Annotated in this window: 17 protein-coding genes and 15 tRNA genes; 20 read left to right on the top strand and 12 right to left on the bottom strand. The window is 71.1% G+C overall.

The features are described 5' to 3' along the window. The first annotated feature begins 30 nt into the window (after positions 1-30). Positions 31-3,381, top strand: a complete 3,351-nt coding sequence (locus ETAA1_RS06225; protein ID WP_145235302.1) for a hypothetical protein — start codon at positions 31-33, stop codon at positions 3,379-3,381. Positions 3,382-3,506: 125 nt separating this feature from the next. Here the strand turns inward: ETAA1_RS06225 and ETAA1_RS06230 are convergent, their stop codons facing one another. The 6 genes from ETAA1_RS06230 to aroF form a co-directional block, all read right to left on the bottom strand. Then, entirely contained in the window at positions 3,507-3,920 is a 414-nt protein-coding gene (locus ETAA1_RS06230) for an RNA recognition motif domain-containing protein (protein WP_145235304.1), read from the bottom strand. Positions 3,921-4,237: 317 nt separating this feature from the next. Next, entirely contained in the window at positions 4,238-4,468 is a 231-nt protein-coding gene (gene infA / locus ETAA1_RS06235) for a translation initiation factor IF-1 (protein ID WP_145235306.1), read from the bottom strand. A 283-nt stretch (positions 4,469-4,751) separates the two neighbouring features. Then, a complete protein-coding gene (locus ETAA1_RS06240; RefSeq protein ID WP_145235308.1) occupies positions 4,752-5,042 on the bottom strand; it encodes a YciI family protein in 291 nt (96 codons plus the stop codon). Beyond that, positions 5,039-5,830 (bottom strand): M90 family metallopeptidase, encoded by a 792-nt coding sequence (locus ETAA1_RS06245; RefSeq protein WP_145235310.1) that lies wholly within the window; start codon positions 5,828-5,830, stop codon positions 5,039-5,041. The genes ETAA1_RS06240 and ETAA1_RS06245 overlap by 4 nt, the downstream gene beginning before the upstream one ends. A gap of 5 nt (positions 5,831-5,835) precedes the next feature. Further along, positions 5,836-6,132 carry a hypothetical protein gene (locus tag ETAA1_RS06250; RefSeq protein WP_145235312.1) on the bottom strand — a complete coding sequence of 99 codons (297 nt, stop codon included), beginning with the start codon at positions 6,130-6,132 and terminating at the stop codon, positions 5,836-5,838. Between the two features lie 36 nt (positions 6,133-6,168). Then, positions 6,169-7,182 carry a 3-deoxy-7-phosphoheptulonate synthase gene (gene aroF / locus ETAA1_RS06255; RefSeq protein ID WP_145235314.1) on the bottom strand — a complete coding sequence of 338 codons (1,014 nt, stop codon included), beginning with the start codon at positions 7,180-7,182 and terminating at the stop codon, positions 6,169-6,171. Positions 7,183-7,254: 72 nt separating this feature from the next. Between aroF and ETAA1_RS06260 the strand changes: the two genes are divergently transcribed. The 16 genes from ETAA1_RS06260 (at position 7,255) to ETAA1_RS31555 (ending at position 10,209) form a co-directional block, all read left to right on the top strand. Beyond that, the gene (locus tag ETAA1_RS06260) at positions 7,255-8,100 is read left to right on the top strand and encodes a DUF6585 family protein (protein ID WP_145235316.1); all 846 of its coding nucleotides are present in this window, start codon (positions 7,255-7,257) and stop codon (positions 8,098-8,100) included. Between the two features lie 294 nt (positions 8,101-8,394). After that, positions 8,395-8,467: transfer RNA gene (locus ETAA1_RS06265), tRNA-Lys, on the top strand. A gap of 11 nt (positions 8,468-8,478) precedes the next feature. After that, positions 8,479-8,549, top strand: a tRNA-Gly gene (locus ETAA1_RS06270). Between the two features lie 47 nt (positions 8,550-8,596). Continuing rightward, positions 8,597-8,668: transfer RNA gene (locus ETAA1_RS06275), tRNA-Gly, on the top strand. Between the two features lie 11 nt (positions 8,669-8,679). After that, a tRNA-Thr gene (locus tag ETAA1_RS06280) sits at positions 8,680-8,750 on the top strand. 13 nt (positions 8,751-8,763) lie between these two features. After that, positions 8,764-8,834 (top strand) — tRNA-Thr (locus ETAA1_RS06285). A 41-nt stretch (positions 8,835-8,875) separates the two neighbouring features. Beyond that, positions 8,876-8,949: transfer RNA gene (locus ETAA1_RS06290), tRNA-Leu, on the top strand. Between the two features lie 108 nt (positions 8,950-9,057). Next, a tRNA-Asp gene (locus tag ETAA1_RS06295) sits at positions 9,058-9,129 on the top strand. A gap of 12 nt (positions 9,130-9,141) precedes the next feature. Continuing rightward, positions 9,142-9,213 (top strand) — tRNA-Glu (locus ETAA1_RS06300). A gap of 96 nt (positions 9,214-9,309) precedes the next feature. After that, a tRNA-Leu gene (locus ETAA1_RS06305) sits at positions 9,310-9,383 on the top strand. Between the two features lie 86 nt (positions 9,384-9,469). Beyond that, positions 9,470-9,550 (top strand) — tRNA-Leu (locus ETAA1_RS31550). 184 nt (positions 9,551-9,734) lie between these two features. Next, positions 9,735-9,818 (top strand) — tRNA-Ser (locus ETAA1_RS06310). 12 nt (positions 9,819-9,830) lie between these two features. Beyond that, positions 9,831-9,903: transfer RNA gene (locus tag ETAA1_RS06315), tRNA-Arg, on the top strand. Between the two features lie 61 nt (positions 9,904-9,964). Continuing rightward, positions 9,965-10,037, top strand: a tRNA-Val gene (locus tag ETAA1_RS06320). Positions 10,038-10,057: 20 nt separating this feature from the next. Next, positions 10,058-10,133 (top strand) — tRNA-His (locus ETAA1_RS06325). A gap of 6 nt (positions 10,134-10,139) precedes the next feature. Continuing rightward, a tRNA-Trp gene (locus tag ETAA1_RS31555) sits at positions 10,140-10,209 on the top strand. A 12-nt stretch (positions 10,210-10,221) separates the two neighbouring features. Here the strand turns inward: ETAA1_RS31555 and ETAA1_RS06330 are convergent. Further along, positions 10,222-10,839, bottom strand: coding sequence for a CDP-alcohol phosphatidyltransferase family protein (locus ETAA1_RS06330; protein WP_238389384.1), 618 nt, complete (start codon positions 10,837-10,839; stop codon positions 10,222-10,224). 6 nt (positions 10,840-10,845) lie between these two features. Further along, complete coding sequence (locus tag ETAA1_RS06335; protein ID WP_145235318.1) at positions 10,846-12,147, bottom strand: hypothetical protein; 1,302 nt, start codon at positions 12,145-12,147, stop codon at positions 10,846-10,848. Positions 12,148-12,326: 179 nt separating this feature from the next. Between ETAA1_RS06335 and mqnE the strand changes: the two genes are divergently transcribed. Continuing rightward, positions 12,327-13,469: an aminofutalosine synthase MqnE gene (gene mqnE, locus ETAA1_RS06340; RefSeq protein WP_145235320.1), complete on the top strand. Its 1,143-nt coding sequence runs from the start codon at positions 12,327-12,329 to the stop codon at positions 13,467-13,469. Positions 13,470-13,474: 5 nt separating this feature from the next. On the opposite strand, the gene ETAA1_RS06345 is transcribed toward mqnE, so the two are convergent. Together ETAA1_RS06345 and ETAA1_RS06350 are read right to left on the bottom strand one after the other, a co-directional pair. Beyond that, complete coding sequence (locus ETAA1_RS06345; RefSeq protein WP_145235322.1) at positions 13,475-14,572, bottom strand: hypothetical protein; 1,098 nt, start codon at positions 14,570-14,572, stop codon at positions 13,475-13,477. A 27-nt stretch (positions 14,573-14,599) separates the two neighbouring features. Then, on the bottom strand, positions 14,600-16,072 hold the full coding sequence (locus ETAA1_RS06350) for a hypothetical protein (protein WP_145235324.1): 1,473 nt from the start codon (positions 16,070-16,072) through the stop codon (positions 14,600-14,602). A gap of 113 nt (positions 16,073-16,185) precedes the next feature. Between ETAA1_RS06350 and ETAA1_RS06355 the strand changes: the two genes are divergently transcribed. Both ETAA1_RS06355 and malQ read left to right on the top strand, forming a co-directional pair. Beyond that, positions 16,186-21,285: a PVC-type heme-binding CxxCH protein gene (locus ETAA1_RS06355; RefSeq protein ID WP_145235326.1), complete on the top strand. Its 5,100-nt coding sequence runs from the start codon at positions 16,186-16,188 to the stop codon at positions 21,283-21,285. A 108-nt stretch (positions 21,286-21,393) separates the two neighbouring features. Beyond that, positions 21,394-22,866 carry a 4-alpha-glucanotransferase gene (gene malQ / locus ETAA1_RS06360; protein WP_145235328.1) on the top strand — a complete coding sequence of 491 codons (1,473 nt, stop codon included), beginning with the start codon at positions 21,394-21,396 and terminating at the stop codon, positions 22,864-22,866. Positions 22,867-22,926: 60 nt separating this feature from the next. On the opposite strand, the gene ETAA1_RS06365 is transcribed toward malQ, so the two are convergent. Then, complete coding sequence (locus ETAA1_RS06365; protein ID WP_145235330.1) at positions 22,927-23,298, bottom strand: DUF6992 family protein; 372 nt, start codon at positions 23,296-23,298, stop codon at positions 22,927-22,929. A 2-nt stretch (positions 23,299-23,300) separates the two neighbouring features. Beyond that, a complete protein-coding gene (locus ETAA1_RS06370) occupies positions 23,301-24,845 on the bottom strand; it encodes a DUF6798 domain-containing protein (RefSeq protein ID WP_145235332.1) in 1,545 nt (514 codons plus the stop codon). Positions 24,846-24,861: the final 16 nt, after the last annotated feature.

Genomic DNA, 24,861 nt, shown 5'->3' on the forward strand with positions numbered 1-24,861 from the left:
CCGCCCCCGGACCCCCTCACCGCCCGGACTATGAGGCTCGACGAACTCGGTCGCATCCTCCGGGACACCGACCCGGCCGCCGTCCTCGTGGACCCGCCGGTCCTCGCCCGCGTCGCCCAGGCCGAGGCCGGCATCGGCTGGGCCTTTTGGGCCGTCCCGCACGACCACTGCTGGGTGGTAGACCGGCAGGCCCTCTTCCGGCACGTCGCGCGCGACGAACTCCTCCTGCCGCCGGACTACGCCCTCCCCGAAGCCGTGCTACTGCTGGCCCGGCCGAGCAACGCCGAGCTCGAAGGGCCGCCCGGCGACCTGCTCAGCCGGTACTGGCGGCTCCTGTTCCACGCCGCCGCCCACCGCGAACTCAACCGCACCCTCGCCGGCGTCGGCCCGGCCGCGCTCCGCGAGCGGGTCGAGCGCGTCGGCCCGGCCGCGTTCGAGGAGGCGCGGAACGTGCTGGTGCAGGACAACCTCCTCGCCCCGAAGGCCGACGACAAGGCCGCCTACGCCGAGTTCGCCGCGGTGTTCCTGGAGATGCGGCTGTTCAACCCGGCGCTGGTGGCGGTGAACTTCCCGAGCCTGCCGCCGGCGGCCGCCGTCGAGGGCGTGCTCGCCGCCGACGTCGACGCGCCGCGGCTGTTCGCGGCCACGCGCCCGGCCGGCGCCCCGACCCCGGCCCCGAAGTCCGACGACCAGGCCGACGAGTCCTACGACTTCTACTACCGCCTCCGCCGCCAGGCCACCCGCGCCGCCGCCCTCGGCGACACCGTGGCCGCGGCCATCTCACACACCCGCGCGGCCCGCGTCGCCCCCGGCAACCTCACCGCCTCGGCCCAGGACTCCGCCCGCAACGACATCTACGCACTCGTCCGCCGGATGGAGCTGGCGCTGGGCGTGACCGACGACGAGGCCGTGGGGTGGAAGGCCGTGCTGCCGCGGCTCCTCGACAAGGCCGACCAGGGGAACCGCACCGTCGAGGCGGCCCTCCTGCACGACCTGCAGCGCGCCTGCCGCGAGCACGAGCTGCCGACCTACGCGCTGGACGCGGTCGAGTACGCGCTCTCCGCCGGCCGCACGAAGCTCCGCCGCGAGCTGAAGGGCCAGCCGTACGTGCGCGTGCCGGCGCACCTGCGGCTGGCCGCGCGCCGCCTCGCCGCGGCGCGCCTCACCGACGCCGACCGGCAGGCGCTCGGGTCGCTCATCCAGGGCGCCGTCGCCCGGGCCGAGACGCGCCTCCGCGAGCAGTTCCGCCCCATCCTCGCCACCGCGCTGAAGGACGCGGGGCTCCAGCCGAGCACGGTCCCCGAACAGGCGGCGCTCGCCAAGACGGTCGAGGAACTGCTCGACCGCGTCTCCGCCACCGGGTTCCTCGGGTTCGCCGACGTGCGCGACGCCATCGCCCGCGGGCAGATGAAGCTGCCCGACCTCGGCGGCGCCAACGAGTACGTCCGCGGCGACCCCCTCCTGCGGCTCGACAGCCGGCTCGCGGCCGAGCTGGACGGCGTCTACCGCCGGGCCGAACTCTACACCCGCGGGCTGGAGCAGCTCACCGCCATCGGGTTCGGCACCGAGACCGGCCGGCGGCTGACGCGGAACGTGTTCCTGCCGTTCGGCGCCGCGTTCCTGGTGGCGCAGTTCGTCTGGCTGATGGTGTTCGAGTACGGCCCGCACCCGAGCGGCCCGGAGGGCGAGCAGGCCGGCACCTTCCTCGGCGGCTGGAACCAGCAGACGTGGTTCCACCTGAGCTGGCTCGGGCTCGGGGTCTTCTTCCTGCTGGTGGTGCGGTCGGCGGCGGTGCGGCGGGTGCTGCACGCCGTCGGCCGGAAGCTGTACCGGGCGGCGCGGTTCGTGTTCTGGGAGGTGCCGTACCGCCTGTGGGCGAGCCCGTGGGTGCAGCGCCTCATCGACAGCGTCCCGGTGCAGTTCCTCTGGAATTTCGTGGTGAAGCCGGCGGCGCTGACGGGCGTGCTCGTCGCCGCGTTCCAGCCCTACCTGTGGGACGCCGGCGGGGCGCCGCAGGCGCTCACGTTCCTGGCGTCGGTCCTCGTCGTGAACACGCGCCCCGGCCGGGTCGCGGGGGAACTGCTGCTCGAGGCCGCGCGCCGCCTCATCGACGTCGCCCGCTCGCTCCCCGCCCTGCTCCACTGGATCAACGACTTCTTCCGCGATTTCGTCGACTTCCTCGAATGGGTGCTGGCCCGCGTCGAGGACTGGCTGCGCCTCCGCGGCGACGGCGGCCGCGTGGCGGTGGCCGTGCGCGCCGTCGCCGGCGTGCTGTGGATGCCGGTCGAGTTCCTGATCCGCTTCTACACGGTCGTGCTGATCGAGCCGATGATCAACCCGCTGAAGCTGCCGCTCTCGATCCTGTTCGCCAAGTTCGTGTACCCGCTGCTGGCCATCCTCGGGCTGTTCACGCTCTCCCCGCTCGGCTCGCCGCTGGTCGAGAAGCTGACGCCGGCGGTGCCGTACCCGGTGGCCTGGCTGCTGGTGGTCGGCACCTTCTACCTGTTGCCGGACGCGTTCACGTTCCTGTTCTGGGAGATGCGCGAGAACTGGCGGCTGTACCGCGCCAACCGGCCGACGGGGTTGCGGCCGGTGTCGGTGGGGCCGGGCGGCGAGACGGTGAAGGGGTTGCTGCACATCGGCTTCCACTCGGGCACGGTGCCGCGGCTGTTCGCGAGGCTGCGGGCCGCCGAGCGGGAGGCGGCGCGGACCGACGTGTGGCAGGAGGTCCGCCAGCACCGCGCCTCGCTGCGCGACGTGGAGGAGGCGGTACGGCGGTTCGTGGCGCGGGACTTCCTGGCGGTGCTGAACAACCCGCAGTCGGGGTGGACCGGGCCCGTGCTGTCGGTCGGCGAGGTGAACCTGGGCACGAACCGCATCCGGCTGGAGGTGGTGCCACAGGACGGCACGCCGGCGTGGCTGGAGTGGGAGGACCGCAGCGGCTGGCTCGTGGCCGGGTGGGCGAACCCGGGCTTCCTGACGGGGCTGCCCGACGACCAGGCGGGGGCGCTGGCGAACGCGCTCGGCTACCTGTTCAAGCGGGCCGGCGTGGACGTGGTGCGCGAGGAGGTGCGGGCGGCGCTGCCGAAGGACGCGGCCCACTTCGACGTGGGGCCGGCGGGCTTGCTGGTGTGGTACGGGGCGCGCGAGGGCGAGCCGGTGATCTACGACCTGGGCGACCCGGGGACGAAACTGCGGCCGCTGACGGCCCGGCGGCGGGCGGCGTCGGGCGAGTTCCTGGATGCGGACCGGGTGGCGTTCGGCCGGCGGCCGCTGACGTGGTCGCAGTGGACGGGCGTGTGGCCGGCGACGCCGGGGGCGGCGCCGACGGAGCGGGATCTGGCGCTGCTGCCGCCGCGGCCGAGACCGCCGCTTCCGTAGGTCGGACCTCGCAAAGCCTCGACCCGACCTACGGAAGCCCCGCGCCGGTGGCCCGAAACGGGCGACGCCCGCCGGGGGTACATCCCCGGGCGGGCGTCGGTGTTTGTTCGGTGTCCGCGGGCGACTCAGTACCGGCCGCCGCCGCCGCCGCCGTAGCCGCCGCCGCCGCCGCCGTAGCCGCCACGGCCGCCGCCGCCGCCGCCACCGTAGCCGCCGCCACCGCCGCCGCCGCCGTAGCCGCCACGGCCGCCGCCGCCGCCGCCGTAGCCACCACGGCCGCCACCGCCGCCGCCGCGGTCCTCACGCGGCTTGGCCTCGTTGACCGTCAGGGTGCGGCCCTGGAAGTCCGCCCCGTTGGTCCCGGCGATCGCCTCTTCGGCGCCGCTCGACATCTCGACGAACCCGAACCCCCGGCTCCGGCCGGTTTCGCGGTCGGTCACCACCGACGCGCTGGCGACCTCCCCGAACTGGCTGAACAGCTGGGTGAGGTCCTCGTTGGTGGTCCCGAACGACAGGTTTCCGACGTACAACTTCTTCACGAGTCACCTTCTGCGACCGGCTGCCCGGCCGCGGCTACGGATACGGCCCCCGCGCCGACGGTCGGCCGGGGGCGGCGAGCGAACCGGGCGCGGGGAACGGCCCCTCTCGCCGGGCGGCAACATCGGTCGGTCGATCCTGGGGGGCGGCTTCGGGAGGTGATCTCGGAGCACCGACACCAAGAAGGGCACGAGTGACGCTGCGGGTTCGTCGTCGGGGCGGGCCGGACGTCGGCCCACCGTACCCACACGATACCCGGTGCAAATCGGAAATCCAGACGATTCCGAAAAAATGACGGGCGGGCGCCCGTTGGGGCAGGCTACCCGCGGATGCGGAACGTGATGCGACCCTTCGTCAGGTCGTATGGCGAGATCTCGACCTTTACCCGGTCGCCCGGGATGATGCGGATGTAGTGTTTCCGCATCTTGCCGCCGATGTGGGCGGTGATCTCGCCGCCGATGTCCAGCTCCACCCGGAAGGTGGTGTTCGGCAGCGCCTGCTTGACGCGGCCCTCGACCTCGATCGCCTCCTCCTTGACCTTCTGCGACATAGAGCCTCCGAACGGGGAACGATGGGCCCGGTACGCCGCACGCGCGGCCCCGAGTGGTTAGGTATTCTAACCCGCCGGGGCGGGTTTTGCGACGGGAATATGACGCGACCCGGCTGGACGGCTCGCGGCGTCAACGCCGAACGCTCGGAACACACCCATCCGGCCGGAGCGCGCGATCCGCGAATGGGTACCGTCGAAACCCGATCCGATGTCGCCGGTCATTCTGGCCGCGTGACATGTTTCCGCGACCCGACCCCCCCCCGGCCGGAAACAAGGATCGCGGCTACACCGACGGCAGCAGCCGGGGGTTGCCGAAGATCACCTTCCACGGCCGGATCGTCCAGCGGACGAACACCCCCGCCGCGTGGAACGGGTCGGCCCGCAGCAGCGCCTCGGCCGCCGCCGCCGACTCCGCCTCGTACACGATCAGCGCCCCCGGCGCGTCGTCGAACGGGCCGGACGCGAACAGCTGGTCCTTCTCGACCAGACTCGTCAGGTACGCCCGGTGTGCCGGCCGGTGGGCGTTCACCTTGTCGGCGTCGGCGATGTACTCGATGGATGCGGCGTACTTCATGACGGCTCCGGGAACCAGCGGGCGGGGTCCACCTTGTAATACGCCGCGAACAGCTCGTAGACCGCGGGGAACTCCGCCCGGAAGCCGTGCGGCTGGCAGTAGAACGCCTCGGTGGCGTCGGCGAAGAACTCGTCCTCCGTCTCCGCCGCCTGGTCGGAGAAGAACGGCTCCTCGCCCCCCTTCTCGAACCGGTCCACCGCCCGCCGGTGGTCGCGGAACGCCACCGTCATCACGTACTTCCAGCGGGTCTGCGTCTCGCGGTCGGGCAGGTCCGGGGTGCCGTTCAGCTCGCCGTCGAGGAGGTCGAGCTGGTGGGCGAACTCGTGTAGCACGAGGTTGTACCCGCAGCCGGGGTCGCGGGCCTCGGCGAGCACGTTGTCCCACGACAGGATGACCGGCCCGCGGTGGCCCGTCTCGCCGTCGCGCTCGCCCTCGGCCAGTAGTTCGTCGTCCCAGTCGTCCTCGCGGACGGGGTTGCGGAACGCCGTCGGGAACACGACGACGGAATCGACCTGGGCGAAGTAGTCGTGGTCGTCGCCGAGCAGGAGCAACGCGGCCTGCGCGGCGATGGTGACCTTCATCTCCTCGGTGACGAACAGCCCCGGGCCGCCTTCCCACTGCTTCTCGGCGACGAGGACGCGGACGGCGTCGCGGAGCCGGGCTTGTTCGGCGGGCGCGAGCCGCGGGAAGTGGGCGACGTTCTCCGCGAGGAACCGCTCCCAGCGGAGGGGGAACGGCTCGGCGAGGAGCTTCCGTCGGCGGCGGGTGCGGAGCCAGGAGAAGAGCATCGGCGCTACCCGGCCACCGGGCTCGGCACGTCGGTTCCGGCCGGCGGCGGGGCGGTGAACGGCGGGGCGCCGGGGGCGAGCATCTCGACCCGCGTTACGTGCATGTACCAGACGGTTGTCCACCAGCTCAGGAACCGCTCGTTACGGCCCTTGTCGGGCAATCCGACTACCGCGAACGTCTTCCCAGGCATCACCATCTCCCGGCTCGGCACATCGACCGTCCCGCCGTCGCTCAGGTGGAACCGGAACGGGGTAAACGGCCGGGCGTCGAGCAACGCAAGCATCGCGTTCCCGTTGAACATCGTCGACCCTCGGGGCATTCGCCCAGCGTCATCCTATCACACCGTCCGCCCCAGGATCGGCGCGACCTGGCGGAGCTGCGCGAGCAGCTTCTCCAGCGTCGGGAAGTCGATCGTCTGCGGGCCGTCGGACAGCGCCTTGTCCGGCTCCGGGTGCGCCTCCACCAGCAGGCCGTCGGCCCCGCTCGCCAGCGCCGCCAGGCTCATCGCCGGCACGTAGGCCCACTTGCCGGTGCCGTGGCTCGGGTCCACGAACACCGGCAGGTGCGACAGCGCCTTCGCCGGCGGCACCACCGACAGGTCGAGCGTGTTCCGGCTGTGGTCGGCGAACGTCCGCACGCCGCGCTCGCACAGGATCACGTCGTAATTCCCGCCGGCGAGGATGTACTCGGCCGCCATCAGCCACTCGTCCAGCGTCGCGCTCATGCCGCGCTTCAGCAGCACCGGCTTGCGGCACTTGCCGACCCGCTTCAGCAGCGAGAAGTTCTGCATGTTGCGGGCGCCGATCTGGATCACGTCTGCCGCCTCCTCTACGGCCGACGCGTACTCCGTGTCCATCAATTCGGTCACGATGCCGACGCCGGTCTTCTCGCGCACCTTTGCCAGCAGCTTCAGCCCTTCCAGGCCCATCCCCTGGAAGGCGTAGGGGCTCGTCCGCGGCTTGAACGCCCCGGCGCGGAGCAGCTTCACGCCCTTCGATACGAGGAACTCGGCTGTGCGCATCACGAGCGCTTCGCTCTCGCACGAGCACGGCCCGGCGACGACGGTGAACGTGGTCGGGCCGACGTTCACCCCGGCGATCGTCATGCGGGTGTCGTCCTTCTTCATCTCCCGGCTGGCGAGCTTGAACGGCTTGGTGACGCGGATGGCCTGCTCGACGCCGTCGAGCCCCTCGAACAGACCCGGGTCGACGGCGGCGGTGTTGCCGGTCATGCCGATCGCGGTGCGCGTGGCCCCCGGCAGGACGTGCGGGGTGAGCCCCTGCGCGGTGATGACCGCGACCACCCGGTCGATCTGCGGGGCGGTGGCGTGCGACTGCATGACGACGAGCATCGGACCGGTCTCCTGTCACCCAACTCCGGGCTGGTACTATACGAGGGTGATTCGACCCGCAGCGGGGGCCGCATGACCGAGCCGGACGACCTGACCCGCGCCCGGGAGGAGCTCGGCGACCCGGAGGCGATCTACCAGGTGAACCCGGCCTGGTTCCGTACCAAGCTGCTCGTCGGCCTCGCCCTCGTCGGCGTCGGCGTCGCCGCGGTCGGGCTGGCCGTGGTGTTCGGGTTCAAGCTGTTGCAGCACCTCTTCCACTTCATCATCTGGCCGCTGCTGGCCGGCGGCGGCCTCGTCCTGAACCTGTACCGGCAGCGCGGGCTGCACGTCCTCATCTACCCGACCGGGCTGCTGCGGCTGCGGCGCGGCGAGGTCGAGTCGTTCCCCTGGGACGAGGTCGCCGAGGTCCGGCTGAAGACGAAGCGGGTGGACACGGCGGTGCTGGTCCGCGGCCCGGACGGCGAGCCGGCGGAGTGCTGGCTGCCGGCCGAGGTGCCCGACGTACAGGTGTGGACGGCCGGGCTGACGGTCGTGCGGGCCGACGGGGCGAAGGCCGAGTTCAGCCCCGCGCTCACCGGGTACGCCCAACTGGCCGAGGAGGTGCAGCGCCGCACCTTCCCGCCGCTGTGGCGCGACGCCTTCCGCCGCTTCCGCGACGGCCGCACGCTCGCGTTCGGCAAACTCGACGTGAACCTGTTGGGCATCCACCACAAGGGGCAACTCCTGCCGTGGCACGAGGTCGGCAAACTGACCGTCGCCCAGGGCCAGGTCGGCATCTCGCAGAAGAAGAAGTGGCTGCCGTGGGCCACGATCAAGCCGGCCGCGGAGGTGCCGAACCTCCATGTGCTGTTCGCACTTGCGGCCTACGCCATGGACGCGCCCCCCGCCCCGGAGTCGGAGCCGGACGAGGAATCCTGAAAGATTCCGCGCCGGAGCGCGAACCATTCCCCGGGTAGCACGTCCATCTACCATCACCACCGCGGCGACGACCGACGCGAAAAAGTGGTGAACCAACGACCGGGCTCGAACGTCACACGAATACCATGACCCGCCACGACGGTTATACCCTGACGCTCGACGCGGCTGCCGCCGGCAGCCGGGCGCTCGGGTTGTGGCTGGCGGGTGAGAGCGGATAATCCCCCACGTCGGAACGCGACCAGCGTACCGGCCGGGGGTTGTCCCCCGGCCGGTCGGCGTTTGTAGGTCACACACGGGACCAAGGTGCTAGCGGCAGCATCGGGGACTCTTAATCCCACGGGTGGAGGTTCAAGTCCTCCTGGTCCCACTGTTGAGTATGCATCCGTGGTGTAGCGGAAACATACCGCCCTCCCACGACGGTGACGCGGGTTCGAGCCCCGCCGGGTGCTCTGGGGAATGACGAATGACGAATGACGAATGACGAATGACGAGCAACGCGCCTGTGGTGTTAATGGGAGCACGTCGGCGTGCCAAGTCGGCGGTGCGGGTTCGACCCCCGCCAGGCGCTCTGTCGGTAATGCCTCTGTGTTGTAGTGGGAGCCAGCCGCTCTCGTAACGCGGAAGCGTGGGTTCGATTCCCACCGGAGGCTCTGGTCGGGAACCGCCCCCGTGTTGTAACGGGAGCCTGCCGTCTTGGTATGGCGGAAGCGTGGGTTCGATTCCCACCGGGGGCTCTTAGAAAATGACGAATGACGAATGACGAATGACGAATTCCGACACGGTACGCGAACTGGTATAGCGACCGGCCTTAAGCCCCGGGGCTTGTGGGTTCGACTCCCACCCGTGTCACAGTGGGTCTGCCTTCGGACGTGCGGTGGTCCGCCGGGCCGCCTGTAAAGCGGCCGCCCCGTGGGGCAATGTGGGTTCGATTCCCACCCGGGGCACTGTCAGTGTAACGGCTCGTTGGTCTAGTGGAAATGATTCCAGAGTGTCAACCTGGAGACCGGGGTTCAATTCCCCGACGAGCCGCTGATGGGGTATGGCCCGTTCGTCCAGCGGACAGGACGCCTGGTTCTCAACCAGAAAACGGGGGTTCGATTCCCCCACGGGTCACTGGTGTTGATGACTGATGATCGAGGATTGATGATTGAAGCACGGCCTGGCTTCCGGAAATCTTCGGTCCTCGATCACCAATCATCAATACGAACCGGTGATGTAGACCAACGGCAGGAGTCGCCACGCTCAGAACGTGGACAGTGTGGGTTCGAATCCCACCGTCACCACTGGAAGTGAATTGCGGACGGGCGGGCGCCCGGTCGGGTCTCATAAGCCTGAAGGCCGGGTTCGACTCCCGGGTCCGCAACTGACTGACCTCGTGCTGGAACTGGTATACAGGTCCGGTTGAGAGCCGGTGCCGAGAGGCGTGTGGGTTCGACTCCCACCGGGGTCACTGCGGCTACAGCCGCACAACGGGGCCGCCCGCGGGCGGGGGCTGTGTCTTGCAAACACGGACGCGTGGGTTCAACTCCCCGCGGCTCCACTGCGGGGGACAGGAGCCAGGGGACGGGAGACAGGAAACGACCGCCAGTACTGCGTTTCCTGTCTCCCGTCCCCTGCTCCCTGACTCCTGACACGGAAGGGTGCGCGGAACTGGTAACGCGCCGGCCTGCTAAGTCGGGGCCCGCAAGGGCGTGAGGGTTCGACTCCCTCTCCTTCCGCTGACGGTGCATACCCTGGTGGTCCAACGGATCACGACACCACCCTCCGAAGGTGGGGATCCAGGTTCGACTCCTGGCCGGGGTACTGCGGGAGGGATGAGGGATGAGAATCGGTGTCTTCCCTCATCCCTCATCCCTCCCCAGATGGTCCCGTGGTCCAGCGGCGACGACGCCTCCCTGACGCGGAGGAGAGCGGTGGTTCGAGTCCACCCGGGATCACTGCCCCGACCGGGGCACATGCGGCGTGTGGTGTAACGGCTTGCACGCGGCGCTGTGAACGCCGAGGAGCGGGGTTCGACTCCCCTCACTGCCGCCTGACACAGAGGGATGCTCCTGGGAGAGCACGCGGCCTCCAAAGCCGCCCCACAGGGTTCGAATCCTTGTCCCTCTGCTCGCGCCGACGTTAGCCCGTTCGGTCGGGGGCGGTGTGCAGCATCCGGTGGCCCTTCACCAGGTACTGCACGCCGCTCCCGACCGTCGCCGCCACCATCAACCAGAACAGCACCAGCTGCACCGGTTCCAGCAGCGCCAGCACGTCCGCCGAGAAGCCTTCCGTTCGCCACCACTGGATCAGGAACACGCCGATCAGCACGGCGCACTGAAACCCCATCTTCAGCTTGCCGAACCAGTCGGCGCCGAACTTCTGGCCCGTCGCCTCGATCACCCCGCGCACGGCCGTGACGATCAACTCGCGGCTCAGCACCAGCACCGCGGCCCACGTCGGGATGCCGGCCTCCGGTACCGGGGCCAGGTACACGAACGTGCCGCACACCAGCACCTTGTCCGTCACCGTGTCGAGGTTGCGGCCGACCAGCGTCAGCGGGCCGAACCGCCGCGCCCACCAGCCGTCGAGCCAGTCGGTGAACGCCGCGACGAGGAACAGCAGCAGGCCGGCGAGCCACCACCGCTGCACGACGCAGACGAACAGCACGACCGCGAGCGGGATGCGCGCGAACGACAGGAGGTTGGGGATGTTGGCGAGCGATTCGGGGGCCGGCATGAGGTCCAGTTTACGGACCACGCCGCGTTAGTACCGCAGGATGAAGTCGAGGGTGAACCGCGAGTTGAAGAAGTCGCGCGGGCCGGCGAGCGGGATCTCGTACGCGGCACCAATCTGGGCGCTCTCCGTGAACTTGTACCGCGCCCCGATCGCGCCGGACAGCAGGCCGTGCCCCTGCGCCGCGCCGCCGAGGTTGAAGGCGTCGCGGCCCTCGCTGCCGACCAGCGGGCGGGCGGTGCCGTTGGTCGTCACGAGCGTGTAGTTCAGTTCCAGCAGCGGGTAGAACCGGTGCCAGTTCATCACGTCCCAGTCGAGGTGGCCGCTCAGCGACAGGTAGTCGCTGCGGGCGTCGGTCGTGCTGAAGGCGTAGGCCACGTTCGCCATCGCGTTCATGCCGCCGAGCGGGGCGTTGCAGAAGAAGTTCTGCGCGTAGGTGGCGTACGGCACGATCGACAGCGAGCCGGTGTTCTGGTACACGCTGCCGCTGCCGATCGGAATCTGGAACTGCAACCCGCCGGCCAGCAGGCTGCCGGTCTCCTCGTTGCGGATGAACGTGAACTTCGGCCCGAGCCAGATTTCCGAGAAGCCCACGCTGTCGGGCACCACGACGTCGCTCGACGGGCTGAACCACGTGCCGCCGAACTTGCTGATGGTGAACGACAGACGGTTGGTGATCGCCACCCGCCCCTGCAAGCCCAGGTAGCTGACGCTGCCGCCGCCGGTGTCCGGCTGGCCGCCCGGGATGCGCTGGTAGAAGTAGATCAGTCGGGCCTCGGTGACCGAGCGCGGGTCCTCGAACAGGAACGGGTTCGTCACCGGCGAGATGAACCCGTCGAACGCGTGGTCGCTGCAAAACCAGCCGTCGTGGTCGCCGATGATGTCGTGGATGCGGTCGCCGAACTTCCCCGACGTGCGGCGGCCGGGGTCGGCAGCCTTGTCCTTTTCCGGGGGGCCGGCGCGGCGGGCCAGGAAGTCGTTCACCGGGTCGGCGGGCACCGCGTCAGGCCGGGCGGTGCGGACCGTCTCCGCGGCCCCGGCCGGAACGACGGCTCCGACCGGCTCGCCGCCCACCACCGACGGCGCCCCGAGCGCCACCCGCGCGGGGCGCGGGGGCTCGGCGGGTGGTGCGGGCGGAGCGGCAGTCGGTTCGGGTGTGCTGCGGACGGGGAAGCCGGCGACGGCAACGGGTGCCCCGAGGATCGACGGTTCGGCGCTGGCGGTCCGGCGGACGGGTGTGGGGTCGGCGGGGGGAAGCGGCTGCGCGACAGCCGGGGCCGACGCCGCGAGCGCCGCCAGCACCGTCCCGGCAACCCACACCCAACGCGGCATCCGCCGGCCCTCCTGGCCACGCACCACGTCTGGTATCGACCCCCGCGGCCGGCGGCGTGAGGGAAATCGTCGGCGCGGTAAACTGGGGCGGCGCGGGGAGCCCGGGGTTGCCCCGCCCGCGGATTTGCGGTTACGCGGGTGCAGGGCTAAAACACCCCGCACCGCACTCCGGGACCGCCATGACCCCCACCGACCCCGCCCTCGCCGCGATCCGCGACAAGGTTCTCGCCGGCACCCGCCTCACGTTCGACGACGGCCTCGCCCTCGAAGCCAGCACCGACCTGTTCACCCTCGGCGAACTGGCCAACCACGTCCGCGAGCAGAAGAACGGCAACGTCACGTACTACAACGTGAACCAGCACCTGAACCCGACGAACGTCTGCGTCTACCGCTGCACCTTCTGCTCGTTCCGCTCCGACCTGAAGGGGCCGACCGCGTTCGTGATGAACGGCGAGCAAATCCTCGCCCGCGCCCGGGAGGCCACCGAGCAGGGCGCGACCGAGCTCCACGTCGTCGGCGGGCTCCACCACCAGCTCCCCTACGAGTGGTACCTCGGCATCATCAAGGTGATCCACCGCGAGTTCCCCGCCCTCCACCTCAAGGCGTGGACGGCCGTCGAGTGGGACTGGTTCGAGCGGCTCACCAAGCGGCCGACGAAAGACCTCCTCGCCGAGATGAAGGCGGTCGGCCTCGGCAGCCTGCCCGGCGGCGGGGCCGAAATCTTCCACCCCGACGTGCGCACGGTCATCTGCGACTACAAGGCCGACGCCGACCAGTGGCTCCGCGTCCACCGCGAGTGGCACGAGCTGGGCGGCAAGTCCAACGCCACGATGCTGTACGGCCACATCGAGAAGCCCGAGCACCGCATCGACCACCTGCTGCGGCTGCGCGGCCTCCAGGACGAGACGGGCGGCTTCCAGACGTTCATCCCGCTGGCCTTCCACCCGACGAACAACCCGCTCGGGAAGGACATCCCGAAGCCGAGCGGTCTGATGGACCTGAAGACGATGGCGATTTCGCGGCTGATGCTGGACAACTTCCCGCACGTGAAGGCCTACTGGCAGATGCTCGGCATCAAGACGGCGCAGGTGGCCCAGAGCTACGGCGCCGACGACATCGACGGCACGGTGGTGCACGAGACGATCTACCACGCCGCCGGCAGCGACTCGCCGCAGCAACTGAGCGTGGCCGACCTGCGGCGGCTGATCGAGGAGGCGGGCCGGGTGCCGGTGGAACGCGACACGCTGTACCACGAGGTGGTGCGGACGCAGCCGGCCGAGCGCCGCTGGAGCACCGGCCGGCCGCTGGTGACGCTGAACTGATCCGGTCAGCCGCAGCCGAACAGCCCACAGCCGGCCCGCGGGCCGCCCTTCCGCAGCGCCCGCACCAGTGCCACCACGCCCACCACCACCACGACCCCGAAGTAGACGAAGATCATCGGCAGGCTTATCGGCGGGGTCGGCTCGACGGGCTTCGGCCGGGCCTCGATCGCGGCGTGGATCGCGGCGCGGTGCTCCATGAACGCCATGCGGTTGCCGTACTGGCGCGACCAGGCGCACTCGTCGAGGATGATGACCGCCTCGTCCAGCTTGTTGTCCGCGGCGTACAACTCGGCCAGCAGCCAGTACAGCCGCGTGTCGCCGGGGAAGAGCATCAGTAACTGCTGCGTCACCGCCAGCGCGTCCGGCGGCAGCTTCGCCTTCTCCGCGGCCGCCAGCGCCCCCGGCTCGTACACGCCCGCGTCGTTCACGAACCGCACCGGGGTTGCCTTGCCGTCCCTGTCCGGCAGCGGGAACAGCGGCGTCGGCAGCTCGGCTTCGGGCGCAGGCCGCGGTTTCGCCTCCGACTCCGTGCGCTGGATGCGGTAGTAGTGCGGCAGGTAGGTGTCGTCAAACTTGCGGAGCCAGTCGCGCTGGGCGCCGCTCCACCCCTTCACGGCCGCGGGCATTTCGGCGTCGAACAGCGCGGCGGCGTGGGCCTCCTCGGCCATGCGCCACTCCCCGCGGGCCGCGTACACGACGGCGAGCGTGGTGAACACGAAGTAGTTCGGCTGCCGGCCGCCGCGGAACGGGTAGAGGAGCTTCAGCGCCTGGTCGGCGTAGGCCACCTGACCGCCGTTGCCGAGGCGGATCAGGTCGGCGGCAGCGGCCGCGGCGTCGTCGGGCGCCTTTGCCGGCGGGCGGTCCTTGACGCGCTTCAGCACCTTGGCCCGGTCCGCGTTCGGCTGCCCGTTCGGCCCCGGCTGCGGGTTGGCGACGTTCCCGAGCTGCGCGAGGCGGAGGCGGAGTACGTCGAACGGCAGCGCCTCGGCTGTGCCGTCCGGGCGGACGGGGGCGACCATCGGGTCGTCGGGGGAGTACAGCACGGCGCGGCCCGGCAGCACGCCCAGCAGCCCGACGCCAACTACGAGCGCGAACCGACGCATACACGGCCCCCGGGGAACCGGGGCATTCTAGCCGCCCCCCGCCAACCGGCCGCGCGCCGCGGCGACCTCGGCCGCGCGCATCGCCCGGAACCGCTCCAGCCAACCCGCCACGCGCTGCGACGGCTCCCAGCGCGCGAATCGGCCCCACGTCCGCTCCGCCCGGTCGCGCTGCGCCGCGAAGTCCTCGCCGTACACGACGCGGCCCTGATCCACCAACTTCACGAACAGCGGCTCGCCGTCCACGTCCTCGCCGGCGTCGGCCGCGACCAGCACGTCGCCGCGGGCGTACACCCGCACCGTGCCCGGCAGGCTCTCCTTCCCCGGCGAGTTCGAGAACTTGATGTTGGGCACCCCCGCCGTGGACGCCCGCTTGAACGCGGCACTGACGCTGTCGCGGTGGACGAGCCGCCACCAGTAGCCGCCCGCGCCGGGGAACAGCATCGTCGGCTCGGTGCCGGTGCGCTGGCGGAACACGTCGTAGACGCGGCGGACCTGCTCGGGCGTCACCTCGTCCTCGAACACGATCGTCCGCGGCGGCACGCCCAGCGCGGCGATGCGCTCGAAGTACAGGACGCACTGCGCCGCGATGTCGCCGCTGTCCACGCGGATGCCGACGCGGTTCGTCTCGGGGTGGGCGCGGATCACCCTCAGCGCGTTTTCGAGTCCCACCGTTTCGGCGTCCACCAGGTCGCACAGCAGCGACGCGGTGCCCATGCGACTCACGTAGCGGTCCATCATCTCGTACTCGGCGTCGGCCAGGGTGCGGTCGAAACTCTGGGCGGCGCACATCATCTCGTGGCCGATCGTGCCGACGCTGCGGAACAGCTCGGGCCACAGGAACTCGGCCGTGTCGTTGCTGGTGAGCTGGCCGCCGCCGCCGACGTACCGGGCCAGCAGCAGCACGAGGTTGTTCACCTCGGCCGGGGCGCTGCGGAGGCCGAACTCGGCGTCCCGCGGCGTGGCCTCGGCCATGAGCCGCGCCTTGGTCGCCTGAATGACCGGGGCGAAGTAGCGGCACATCGCCGGCTCGAGGTACGAGACGAGCCCGCCCGGCCCCTCGAACGACAGGCACGGCACGCCAGCCAGGAACGTCTGCCCGCCGGGGAAGCCCCACACGTCGAGCGGCAGCGTCAGGTCGTCGCCGGGAGTCGCGGCGAGCACGGCGTCCCACACCTCGTGCGGGAACGCCTGCACCGCGGAGTGCTCGGCGTACCAGCGGCGGGCCAGCTCCACGTCGGCGCGCCGCAGCGGCCGGTGGAACCACTGCGCGAGCATGGCCTCGTGCCCGGCCATGACGAGGCGGTTGCCGGCGCCGGGCTCGGCGAGCGGCTTGCGGAACGTGAGGTGGTACGCGGCCGGTTGCAAGGCCACGTCGGGCACGGCGGCCCACATGGTGCGCTTGTACGTGTCGGTGCCGCCGATCCAGCCGCCGAGGAGGAACAGCTTGGCGAAGAACTCGTCGCGCATCGCCTGGCGCGCGGCGGCGAACGGGTCCGGCATGGCGCACTCGCGGGGTAACGTTTCGGCTATCGTACCACGCCCCCACCCGGTTGCACCCCCGGCCGCGGCGGCGTACAACGGCCCCCACCCCGCCCCCTCCCCGGAGCCCTCCCATGCCCGGCGGTCGTGCCCTGCTTGTCGCCCTCCCGCTTGCCGTGGCCGTCGCCGCGTGGCAGCGCCCCGAGCCCGCCGCGGCGCAGCCTGCCGCCTTCCGCCTGGAGCGCGGCGACCACGTCTGCTTCGTCGGCAACACCCTCGCCGAGCGGATGCAGCACGACGGCTGGGTCGAAACGTACCTCCACGCCCGCCACCCCGAGCACGACCTGACGGTGCGCAACCTCGGGTTCAGCGGCGACGAGGTCGGCGGGTACACGGCGCAACCCGACTTCAACAAGCGGCTCCGGTCGCAGGACTTCGGCAGTGCCGACCAGTGGCTCGCCGGCGCGGCGCCGGTGCCGAACCCCGGCGCCGTTGGCGACAAGAGCGCCGTGAAGCTCAACCGGTTCGAGAACGTCGGCACCAACGCGGACGTGATTTTCGCCTTCTTCGGCGGCAACGAGAGCTGGGCCGGGGAGGCGGGGCTGCCGAAGTTCAAGCAGCAACTCGGCGAGTTCGTCGAGCACGTCCGCGCCCAGCGCTACAACGGCAAGACCGCCCCGCAGGTGGTGCTGTTCACCCCGACCGCGGTCGAGAACCACAAGAGCCCAAACCTGCCGCGCGGCGACGACCGCAACAAGCAGCTCGCCCTGTACGCCGCCGCCGTGAAGGAGGTTGCCGCGAACGCCCGCGTGCCGGTCGTGGACCTGTACACGCCCACGCTCGCCCGGTTCGCCGAGGCAATGGAGCGGCTGACGATCAACGGCGTCCACTTCACTGAGGACGGGAACCGCGTCCTCGCCGCCCTCATCGACGGATACCTCTTCCCCACCGACGGCAAGTACCTCCCGCCGCCCGACGACGTGCTGAACCGCATCCGCCCCGCGGTGGTGGAGAAGAACGCACTGTTCTTCCAGCGCTACCGCGCCACCGACGGGTACAGCGTGTTCGGCGGCCGGGCGTGGCTGAAGTTCGTGAACGGGCAGACGAACTACGAGGTCGCCCAGCGCGAGCTCGAAGTCATCGACCAGATGGTCCGCAACCGCGACAAGGTGGTGTGGGCCGCCGCCCGCGGGCGTGTCGTGAAGGCCGACGACTCCAACCTCCCGCCGCTGATTCCGGTCGTCACCAACAAGCCGGGGAAGGGGCCGGGCGGCACCCACCTGTTCCTCACCGGCGAGGAGTCGATCAAGAGCATGACCGTGGCCAAGGGGCTGAAGGTCACGCTGTTCGCCGACGAGCAGACGTTCCCGGAGTTGATCAACCCGGTGCAGATGGCGTTCAGCCCCGACGGCAAGCTGTACGTCGCCGTGTGGCCGACGTACCCGCACTGGACGCCGGGGCAGCCGATGAACGACAAGCTACTCGTCCTGGAGGACACGAACGGCGACGGCAAGGCCGACAAGATGACCGTGTTCGCCGACGGCCTCCACAACCCGACCGGGTTCGAGTTCGCCAACGGCGGCGTGCTGCTGGCCGGCGCCCCGGACCTGTGGTTTCTGAAGGACACCGACGGCGACGGCAAGGCCGACGTGCGGCAGCGCGTGGTCCACGGTCTCGACACGGCCGACACCCACCACACGGCCAACAGCTTCGTCACCGACCCGGGCGGAGCCATCTACTTCCAGGAAGGGACGTTCCACCACTCGCAGGTCGAAGACCCCTACGGCCCGCCGAAGCGCGTCGCCAACGGCGCCGTGTTCCGCTACGAGCCGCGCACACAGCGGTTCGACGTGTACGTCACGTTCGGCTTCGCCAACCCGCACGGCCACGTTTTCGACCGCTGGGGCCAGGACATCGTGATCGACGGCACCGGGGCGGTGCCGTTTCACGCGCCGCTGTTCAGCGGTCACCTGCCGTTCCCGATCAAGCACGGCAGCCCGCCGCACGTCTACCAGCAGAAGACGCGGCCCTGCGCCGGTATGGAGGTGCTGTCGAGCCGGCACTTCCCGCCGGAGTACGACGGCAACCTGCTGGTCACCAACGTGATCGGCTTCCAGGGCATCCTGCGGTACAAGCTGACCGACAGCGGCAGCAGCCTCGGGGCGGAGGAGCAGACGCCGCTCGTGAGCAGCACCGACCCGAACTTCCGCCCGAGCGACCTGCGGGTCGGGCCGGACGGGGCGGTGTACTTCACCGACTGGCACAACCCGATCATCGGCCACATGCAGCACAACCTCCGCGACCCGAGCCGGAACCGCACCCACGGCCGCGTCTACAAGGTGACCGCCGAGGGGCGCGAGCCGTCGAAGTCGCCTGCCGTCGCCGGCCGGATGATTTCCGACCTGCTGCCGCTGCTGACGCACCCGGAGGACCGCGTGCGGAGCCGCGTGCGCGCCGAGTTGGGGGCGCGCGACACCGACGCCGTCATGCTGGCACTGAAGGACTGGGTGCGGATGATCACGTCCGGCGCCGTGCCGCTTCAGGGCGAGGAACTGGAACACGCGCTGCTCGAAGCGGCGTGGCTGCGGCAGGCGCACAACGTCGTCGATCCGACGGCACTCGAGCGCGTGCTGCGCTCGCCCGACTTCCGCGCCCGCGCCGCGGCCGTGCGCATCCTGACGTACCAGCGCGAGCGCATCCCCGACGCGCTGGACCGCCTCAAGACCGCCGCCGCGGACGAGCACCCGCGGGTACGGCTGATGGCCGTGTGGGGCGCCAGTTACTTCACGACCGCGGAGGCGGCCGAGGTGGTGTTCATCGCCCAGGAGAAGCCGACCGACCAGTACCTGACGTTCCTCATGGGCGAGACCATGAAGGCGCTCGAGCCACTGGTGCGGGCCGCGGTCGCGGCGAAGCGGCCGATCGCGTTCACCACGCCGGCCGGCGCTCGCTACTTCCTCCGCGCCGTGGACACCGACCAGCTTCTGCGGATGGAGAAGACCGCGGCCGTGAGCGCCGAACTCCTCGCCCGCCCCGGCGTGCGCGACGAGGCCCGCCGTACGGCGGCCACCGACCTGGCCGCCCGCACCGGCCGGCCGCTCGCGTCGGTGCTGATCGAGGCCATCCGCGACCACGACGCCCGCGAGAACGCTGCCGACGGCGTGACCTTCGACCTGTTCCGCCTCCTGCCCACGTCCCCGGCCGAGGCGCCGGACCTCCATGCCGCCGTCGGTCGGCTCGCCGCGACCGGCAAGCACGCCCTCACCCGGCAGCTGGCGTTCGCCACGATGGTCACCCGCGACGGCGTGGAGCCGGCGTGGAACGCCGGGATGCAGACCGTCAGGACGCTGCAAGACCTCGTCGCGGCGATGCCGCTGGTCCGCGACCCCGGACAGCGGGCGGAGCTGTACCCGAAGGTGGAATCGCTCCTGACGGGGCTGCCCGCAAAGCTCAAGACGGCTGACGCCGGCAAGACCGTCCGCGGTCGCTTCGTGCGGGTCGAACTACCCGGCAAGCAGCGGACGCTGACGCTGGCCGAGGTCGAGGTGCTGTCCGACGGGAAGAACGTGGCGCTGCGGAAGGCCGCGAAGCAGGTGAACACCGGCTACGGCGGCGCGGCCGGGCGGGCGGTCGATGGGAACGCCACCGGCGAGTACAGTGCCGGCACCTCGACACACACCCAGGAAGGCACCGACGAGGCGTGGTGGGAAGTCGATCTGGGCCGGGAGTACCCGATCGAGCTGGTCCGCGTGTTCAACCGCACCGACGGCAACCTCGGCAGCCGGCTCAACAACTTCACGCTGAAGGTGCTCGACGCCGACCGCGGCGTCGCGTTCCAGCAACTGAAGAACCCCGCGCCGAAGGGGAAGGCCGACGTCGCCGTCGGCGCCGCCAACCCGGAGCGCGTCGTGCGCCGCTCGGCGATGCTGGCGCTGGCGAGCGTCCGCGGCAAGGAGGCGGACGCCTTCACCGCCGTCTCCAAATTCGTGGCCGACGCCGACGAGCGGCCCGCGGCCGTGTCGGCGCTGCTGCGCATCCCCGCGAAGGAGTGGCCGAAGGACCGCGCGAAGCCGCTACTCGACGTGGTGATGGCGAGTATCCGCGCCCTCCCGGCGGATCAGAAGACGACGCCCGCGGCGCTCGACGCGATGCAGTTCGGCGAGGCACTGGCCGGCCTGCTGCCGCCCGAAGAAGCCCGCCGCGCCCGCCGCGAGTTGAGTGACATCGGCGTCCGCGTCGTGCGCGTCGGCACGCTCACCGACCAGATGCTCTACAGCACGGATCGCCTCGTGGTGCAGGCGGGCCGGCCGGTGGAGTTCGTGTTCGAGAACACGGACATCATGCCGCACAACTTCGTGATCACCCGGCCCGGGGCCCTGGCCGAGGTCGGCAACCTCGCCGAGGCCTTCGCCACGCAGCCCGGCGCGGCCGAGAACCACTACGTACCGCCGGCGCCGCCCGGCAGTATTCTCCTCGCCAGCAACCTCCTCGCGCCGCAACAGGCGCAGCAGCTCCGCTTCCAGGCGCCGGCCGCGCCGGGCGTGTACCCCTACGTCTGCACGTACCCCGGCCACTGGCGGCGGATGCACGGCGCGCTCTACGTCGTGGCCGACCTCGACGCCTACCTGGAGAACCCGGAGGCGTACCTCGCCAGGAACCCGACCGAGGCGCAGGACGACCTGCTGAAGCACATCCGCCCGCGCACCGAGTGGAAGTTCGACGACCTGGCGGGAGCCGTCGGCGAGATGGACAAGGCCGGCGGTCGCAGCTTCGCCAACGGCCGGCAGATGTTCACCGTGGCGACGTGCGCCGCGTGCCACAAGCTCGGCGGGCAGGGAAACGAGTTCGGCCCCGACCTGGCGAAACTCGACGCCAAGGTGTTCCCGAACAGCACCGAACTGCTGCGCCACGTCCTCGACCCGTCGCTGCGGATCGAAGACAAGTTCGCCACGTTCCGCTTCGTGAAGACGGACGACACGGTCGTCACCGGGATGATTCTGACCGAGAAGGACGGCGTGGTGAAGGTGATCGAGAACCCGCTGGCCGCCGCGACGGCGAAGGAGCTGAAGCTGGCCGACGTCGCCAGCCGGACGAAGGCGGCCACGTCGATGATGCCGCGGGGCCTGCTCGACCGCCTGAGCCGCGACGAGGTGCTGGACCTGCTGGCGTACGTGCGCGCCGCGGGCGACGCCCGGCACCGGCTGTTCGGCGCGGGGCACGACCACCACCACTGACGACGGTCGAGTCGAGTTGCCGCTTAGGGCTTTGCGTTCCCCCGCGCGAAGCCGCAAGCGGCAACGGAACCACACCGTTGGCCCGCCGGTTGCACTCGGCTCTCACCCATGTCCGTCACCACCCGATCCGCCGGCGTCCTGCTCCACCCGACGAGCCTCCCCGGCCCGTTCGGCGTCGGCGACCTAGGCCCGGCCGCGCACCGGTGGGTCGAACTGCTGGCCCGCGCCGGGCTGGCGTGGTGGCAGGTGCTGCCGGTCGGGCCCACCGGCTACGCCGACTCGCCGTACCAGTCGCCGTCCACGTTCGCCGGGAACCTCAACCTCCTGAGCCCCGAGGCGCTCGCCGCCGACGGGCTGGCGTCCGCTGCCGATGTGTGCGCGTGCGAACTTCCGGCCGACGGCCCGGTGGTGTTCGCGGACGTGATCCCCCGGAAGCGACAGCTGGTGCGCGCCGCGTGGGAGCGGTTCGAGGCCGGCGACGGGCGGCCCGCGTTGCACGCGGCGTTCGACGCCTTCACAGCGGCCGAGGCCGACTGGCTCGACGACTACGCCGTATTCGCGGCGATCAAGGACGCCCACGGCGGCGCCCCGTGGTGGGAGTGGCGGAGCAACGATTACACCGCGGATGGCGTCGCCGTGCACCGGTTTGGGCAGTTCTTGTTCGCGCGCCAGTGGTCGGCACTGCGCCGGCACGCGGCCGGGCTCGGCGTCAAGCTCATCGGCGACCTGCCCATCTACGTCGCCCACGACTCGGCCGACGTGTGGGCGAACCCGCAGCTGTTCCGACTCGACGCCACCCATACGCCGACGCACGTGGCCGGGGTGCCGCCCGACTACTTCGCCGCGACCGGCCAGTTGTGGGGCAACCCGCTGTACGCCTGGGACCGCCACCGGGCCGACGGCTTCGCGTGGTGGGCGAAGCGCGTCCGCGGCATCCTGAAGCACGTCGACCTGATCCGCCTCGACCACTTCCGCGGGCTCGAAGCATACTGGGCCGTGCCGTTCGGCGACCCGACCGCCGAGCACGGCACCTGGCAACTCGCGCCCGGCCAGGAGTTGCTCGCGGCGCTGAAGGCGCAGCTTGGCACGTTGCCGATCATCGCGGAAGACCTGGGCTTCATCACGCCGGAGGTGCACGCGCTGCGGACGGGCTTCGGCCTGCCGGGGATGCGTATTCTGCAGTTCGCGTTCGGCGGCGCCGTGGAGCCGCGCTTCCGGCCACACCGGTTCACGCCGGATGCGGTGGCCTACACCGGCACCCACGACAACGACACGACCGCGGGCTGGTACGCGAGGCTGACCTCCGCCGAGCGAGCCGATTTCGCCCGCTACGCGGCGGGGGCGGAGGACCCGGTGCGGGCGCTGCTCCGGCTGGCGTGGGCGTCGGTGGCGGAACTGGCGGTGTGCCCGCTGCAAGACCTGCTCGGCCTCGGCAGCGAGGCACGGATGAACACGCCCGGAACGACGATCGGCAACTGGACGTGGCGCGCCCCTGCCGCGGCCCTGGCCGCGCCCGACTGGCTGGACTTCCTCCGCGAGGTCACTGCGACCTACGAGCGCAGTACGCGGCCGGCTGCTTGACGTGGGGCCGGTTTCCAACTGGCCGGGTCAGGCACGGCCGGTTGGAAACCGGCCGCAGGGTCAACCGGTCCGGAGCCAGAACGTCACGTCCACCACCAGCAGGAACGCCCCCTGCACGACCACCGCCGCGCCGAACCCCTTCAGCCGCGCCGGCCGGCGCGTCAGGAGCGCGACGCCGGCCAGCACGTAGAGCACGTCGAGACCCGCGCTTACCTTCAACAGCGTTGCAAGGTCGGCCGGCGGCGGCGCCACCAGGCCGTACCACGCGATGCCGCCGTCGATGACGGCCCACAGGCCGTTCATGACCAGGAACGCCCGCCCCCACTCGCCCGGCGGCCGGACCGTCGCTGCCGTCAGCGCTGCGAGCCACAGCAGCGCCCACGCGAATAGTACCGCCACCAGTTGCCCGAGCAGCGTGTCGAATGCGGCCATGCTCATCTCACCCGGTACAGGTGGTACGCCTCGTCCGCGAACACCGGCTCGCCGAGCGCCGGCAGCGGCTTGTCCCGCGGCGACACCACGAGTGTGATCCCCGCCCGCCGCAGCGCGGCCGCGTCGGGAGCCGCCGCGTACCACGCCTCGGCCCACGCCACCCGGCGGTGCCACTCCAACACCTCGTCGTCGGCATACGGCACCGACTTGAAGTCGACGTAGATCGGTACGCCGGTTGCCAGCCGGAACCGCTGTAGGTCCACGGGAATGAGGTTCGAGCCCGGCCGCGGTCGCGGCGGGGGCGTGAAGCTCGTCGAGACGGAACCGCGGCCGGTCCCCACCGCCGGGAACCTCGTCGGGATCAACACCACGTCCCCGGCACCCGCGTGCGTGCGGACGAATTCCAGTAGCGGCTCCTCGGCCGTGTTCGTGGCGTAGCCGACGCGCGCCGCCATCACCCACACCCCGGCCGCGGCCATCGCCGCCAGCGCGACCGCCGACACGCCGGCCGGCAGGTGCGCCGCGGCGCGGGCGGCGACGGCGAGCGTCGCCACCGGCACCAGCACCGCCGACAACCGCCACGGGAACAGCAGCATCAGCGAGGGGTTTGGAACCGCCGTCACCACCAGCGTCAGCACCAGCGCGCCGGTGGCGGCGACGGTCAGCGGCAGGAACACCCGCGTGCGGCGGAGCGTGAGCAGGCCGAGCGCTACCCACACGAGCTGTGCCGCGGCGACGGCGTCGAACCAGCGCGACACGACGGCGTGGTGCGGGATGCGCACCTCGGCCAGGATGCGCTGCGCCTCCGCGAACGCGGCGCGGTCGTCCGGGGCGAACGTCACGCCGGCGTAGGTCAGCGTCGGCAGTACGACCAGCAGTGACACCGCACCGACACTCGCAGCCGCGCCGGGGCGCCTTTCGCGCAGCATCGCTACAAGATAGCCGCACACGAGGAGCCCGCCCGGCAGCAGGTAGGTGGCGTGCATCAGCCCCGCGGCCCCGGCGAGCGCCCCGGCCAGCACCGCCCGCCCGGCGGCGAACGCGGCCACCGACACCAGCAGCAGCCCGCCGAACGCCGACGGCTGGATCCCCGGGCCGAGGAGGTACTGTCCCGCGACGCCCGCCTGGAAGATCCACGGGTAATCGACACCGGTCAGCCACACCGACAGCACGCGGAACACGGCCGCGTGCGCCGCGGTGAACAGCGCCGCCCACGCCAACAGCCGCGGCGTCGCGGTCAGGTCGGCGACGCGCCCGGCGAGCCAGGCGGCGGCGGCGAAGTAGCCCATCAGCAGCGCGAAGTACGCAGCCTGGAGCGGCCACAGTCCGGCGGCGCGGTACGCGGCGGCGACGCCGGCCGAGAACAGCGGCGTCGGGTCGGCGGTGGTCGAGAGCCAGTCGGCGGACAGTTGGCCGTAGCCGGCGGTCGCGAGGCCGTGGAGGAGGTACTGGTTTTGGTTCGAGTAGAACAGCGGCGCCTGGGTGTGGGCGGCGGCGAACCCGACCGCCAGGATCGTGACGAGGAACGGGCGGGGGAGGGCGGGCACGATTTCTCCCGGGCGG

This window comes from Urbifossiella limnaea (assembly GCF_007747215.1).
In the GTDB taxonomy this organism is placed as follows: Bacteria; Planctomycetota; Planctomycetia; order Gemmatales; family Gemmataceae; genus Urbifossiella; species Urbifossiella limnaea.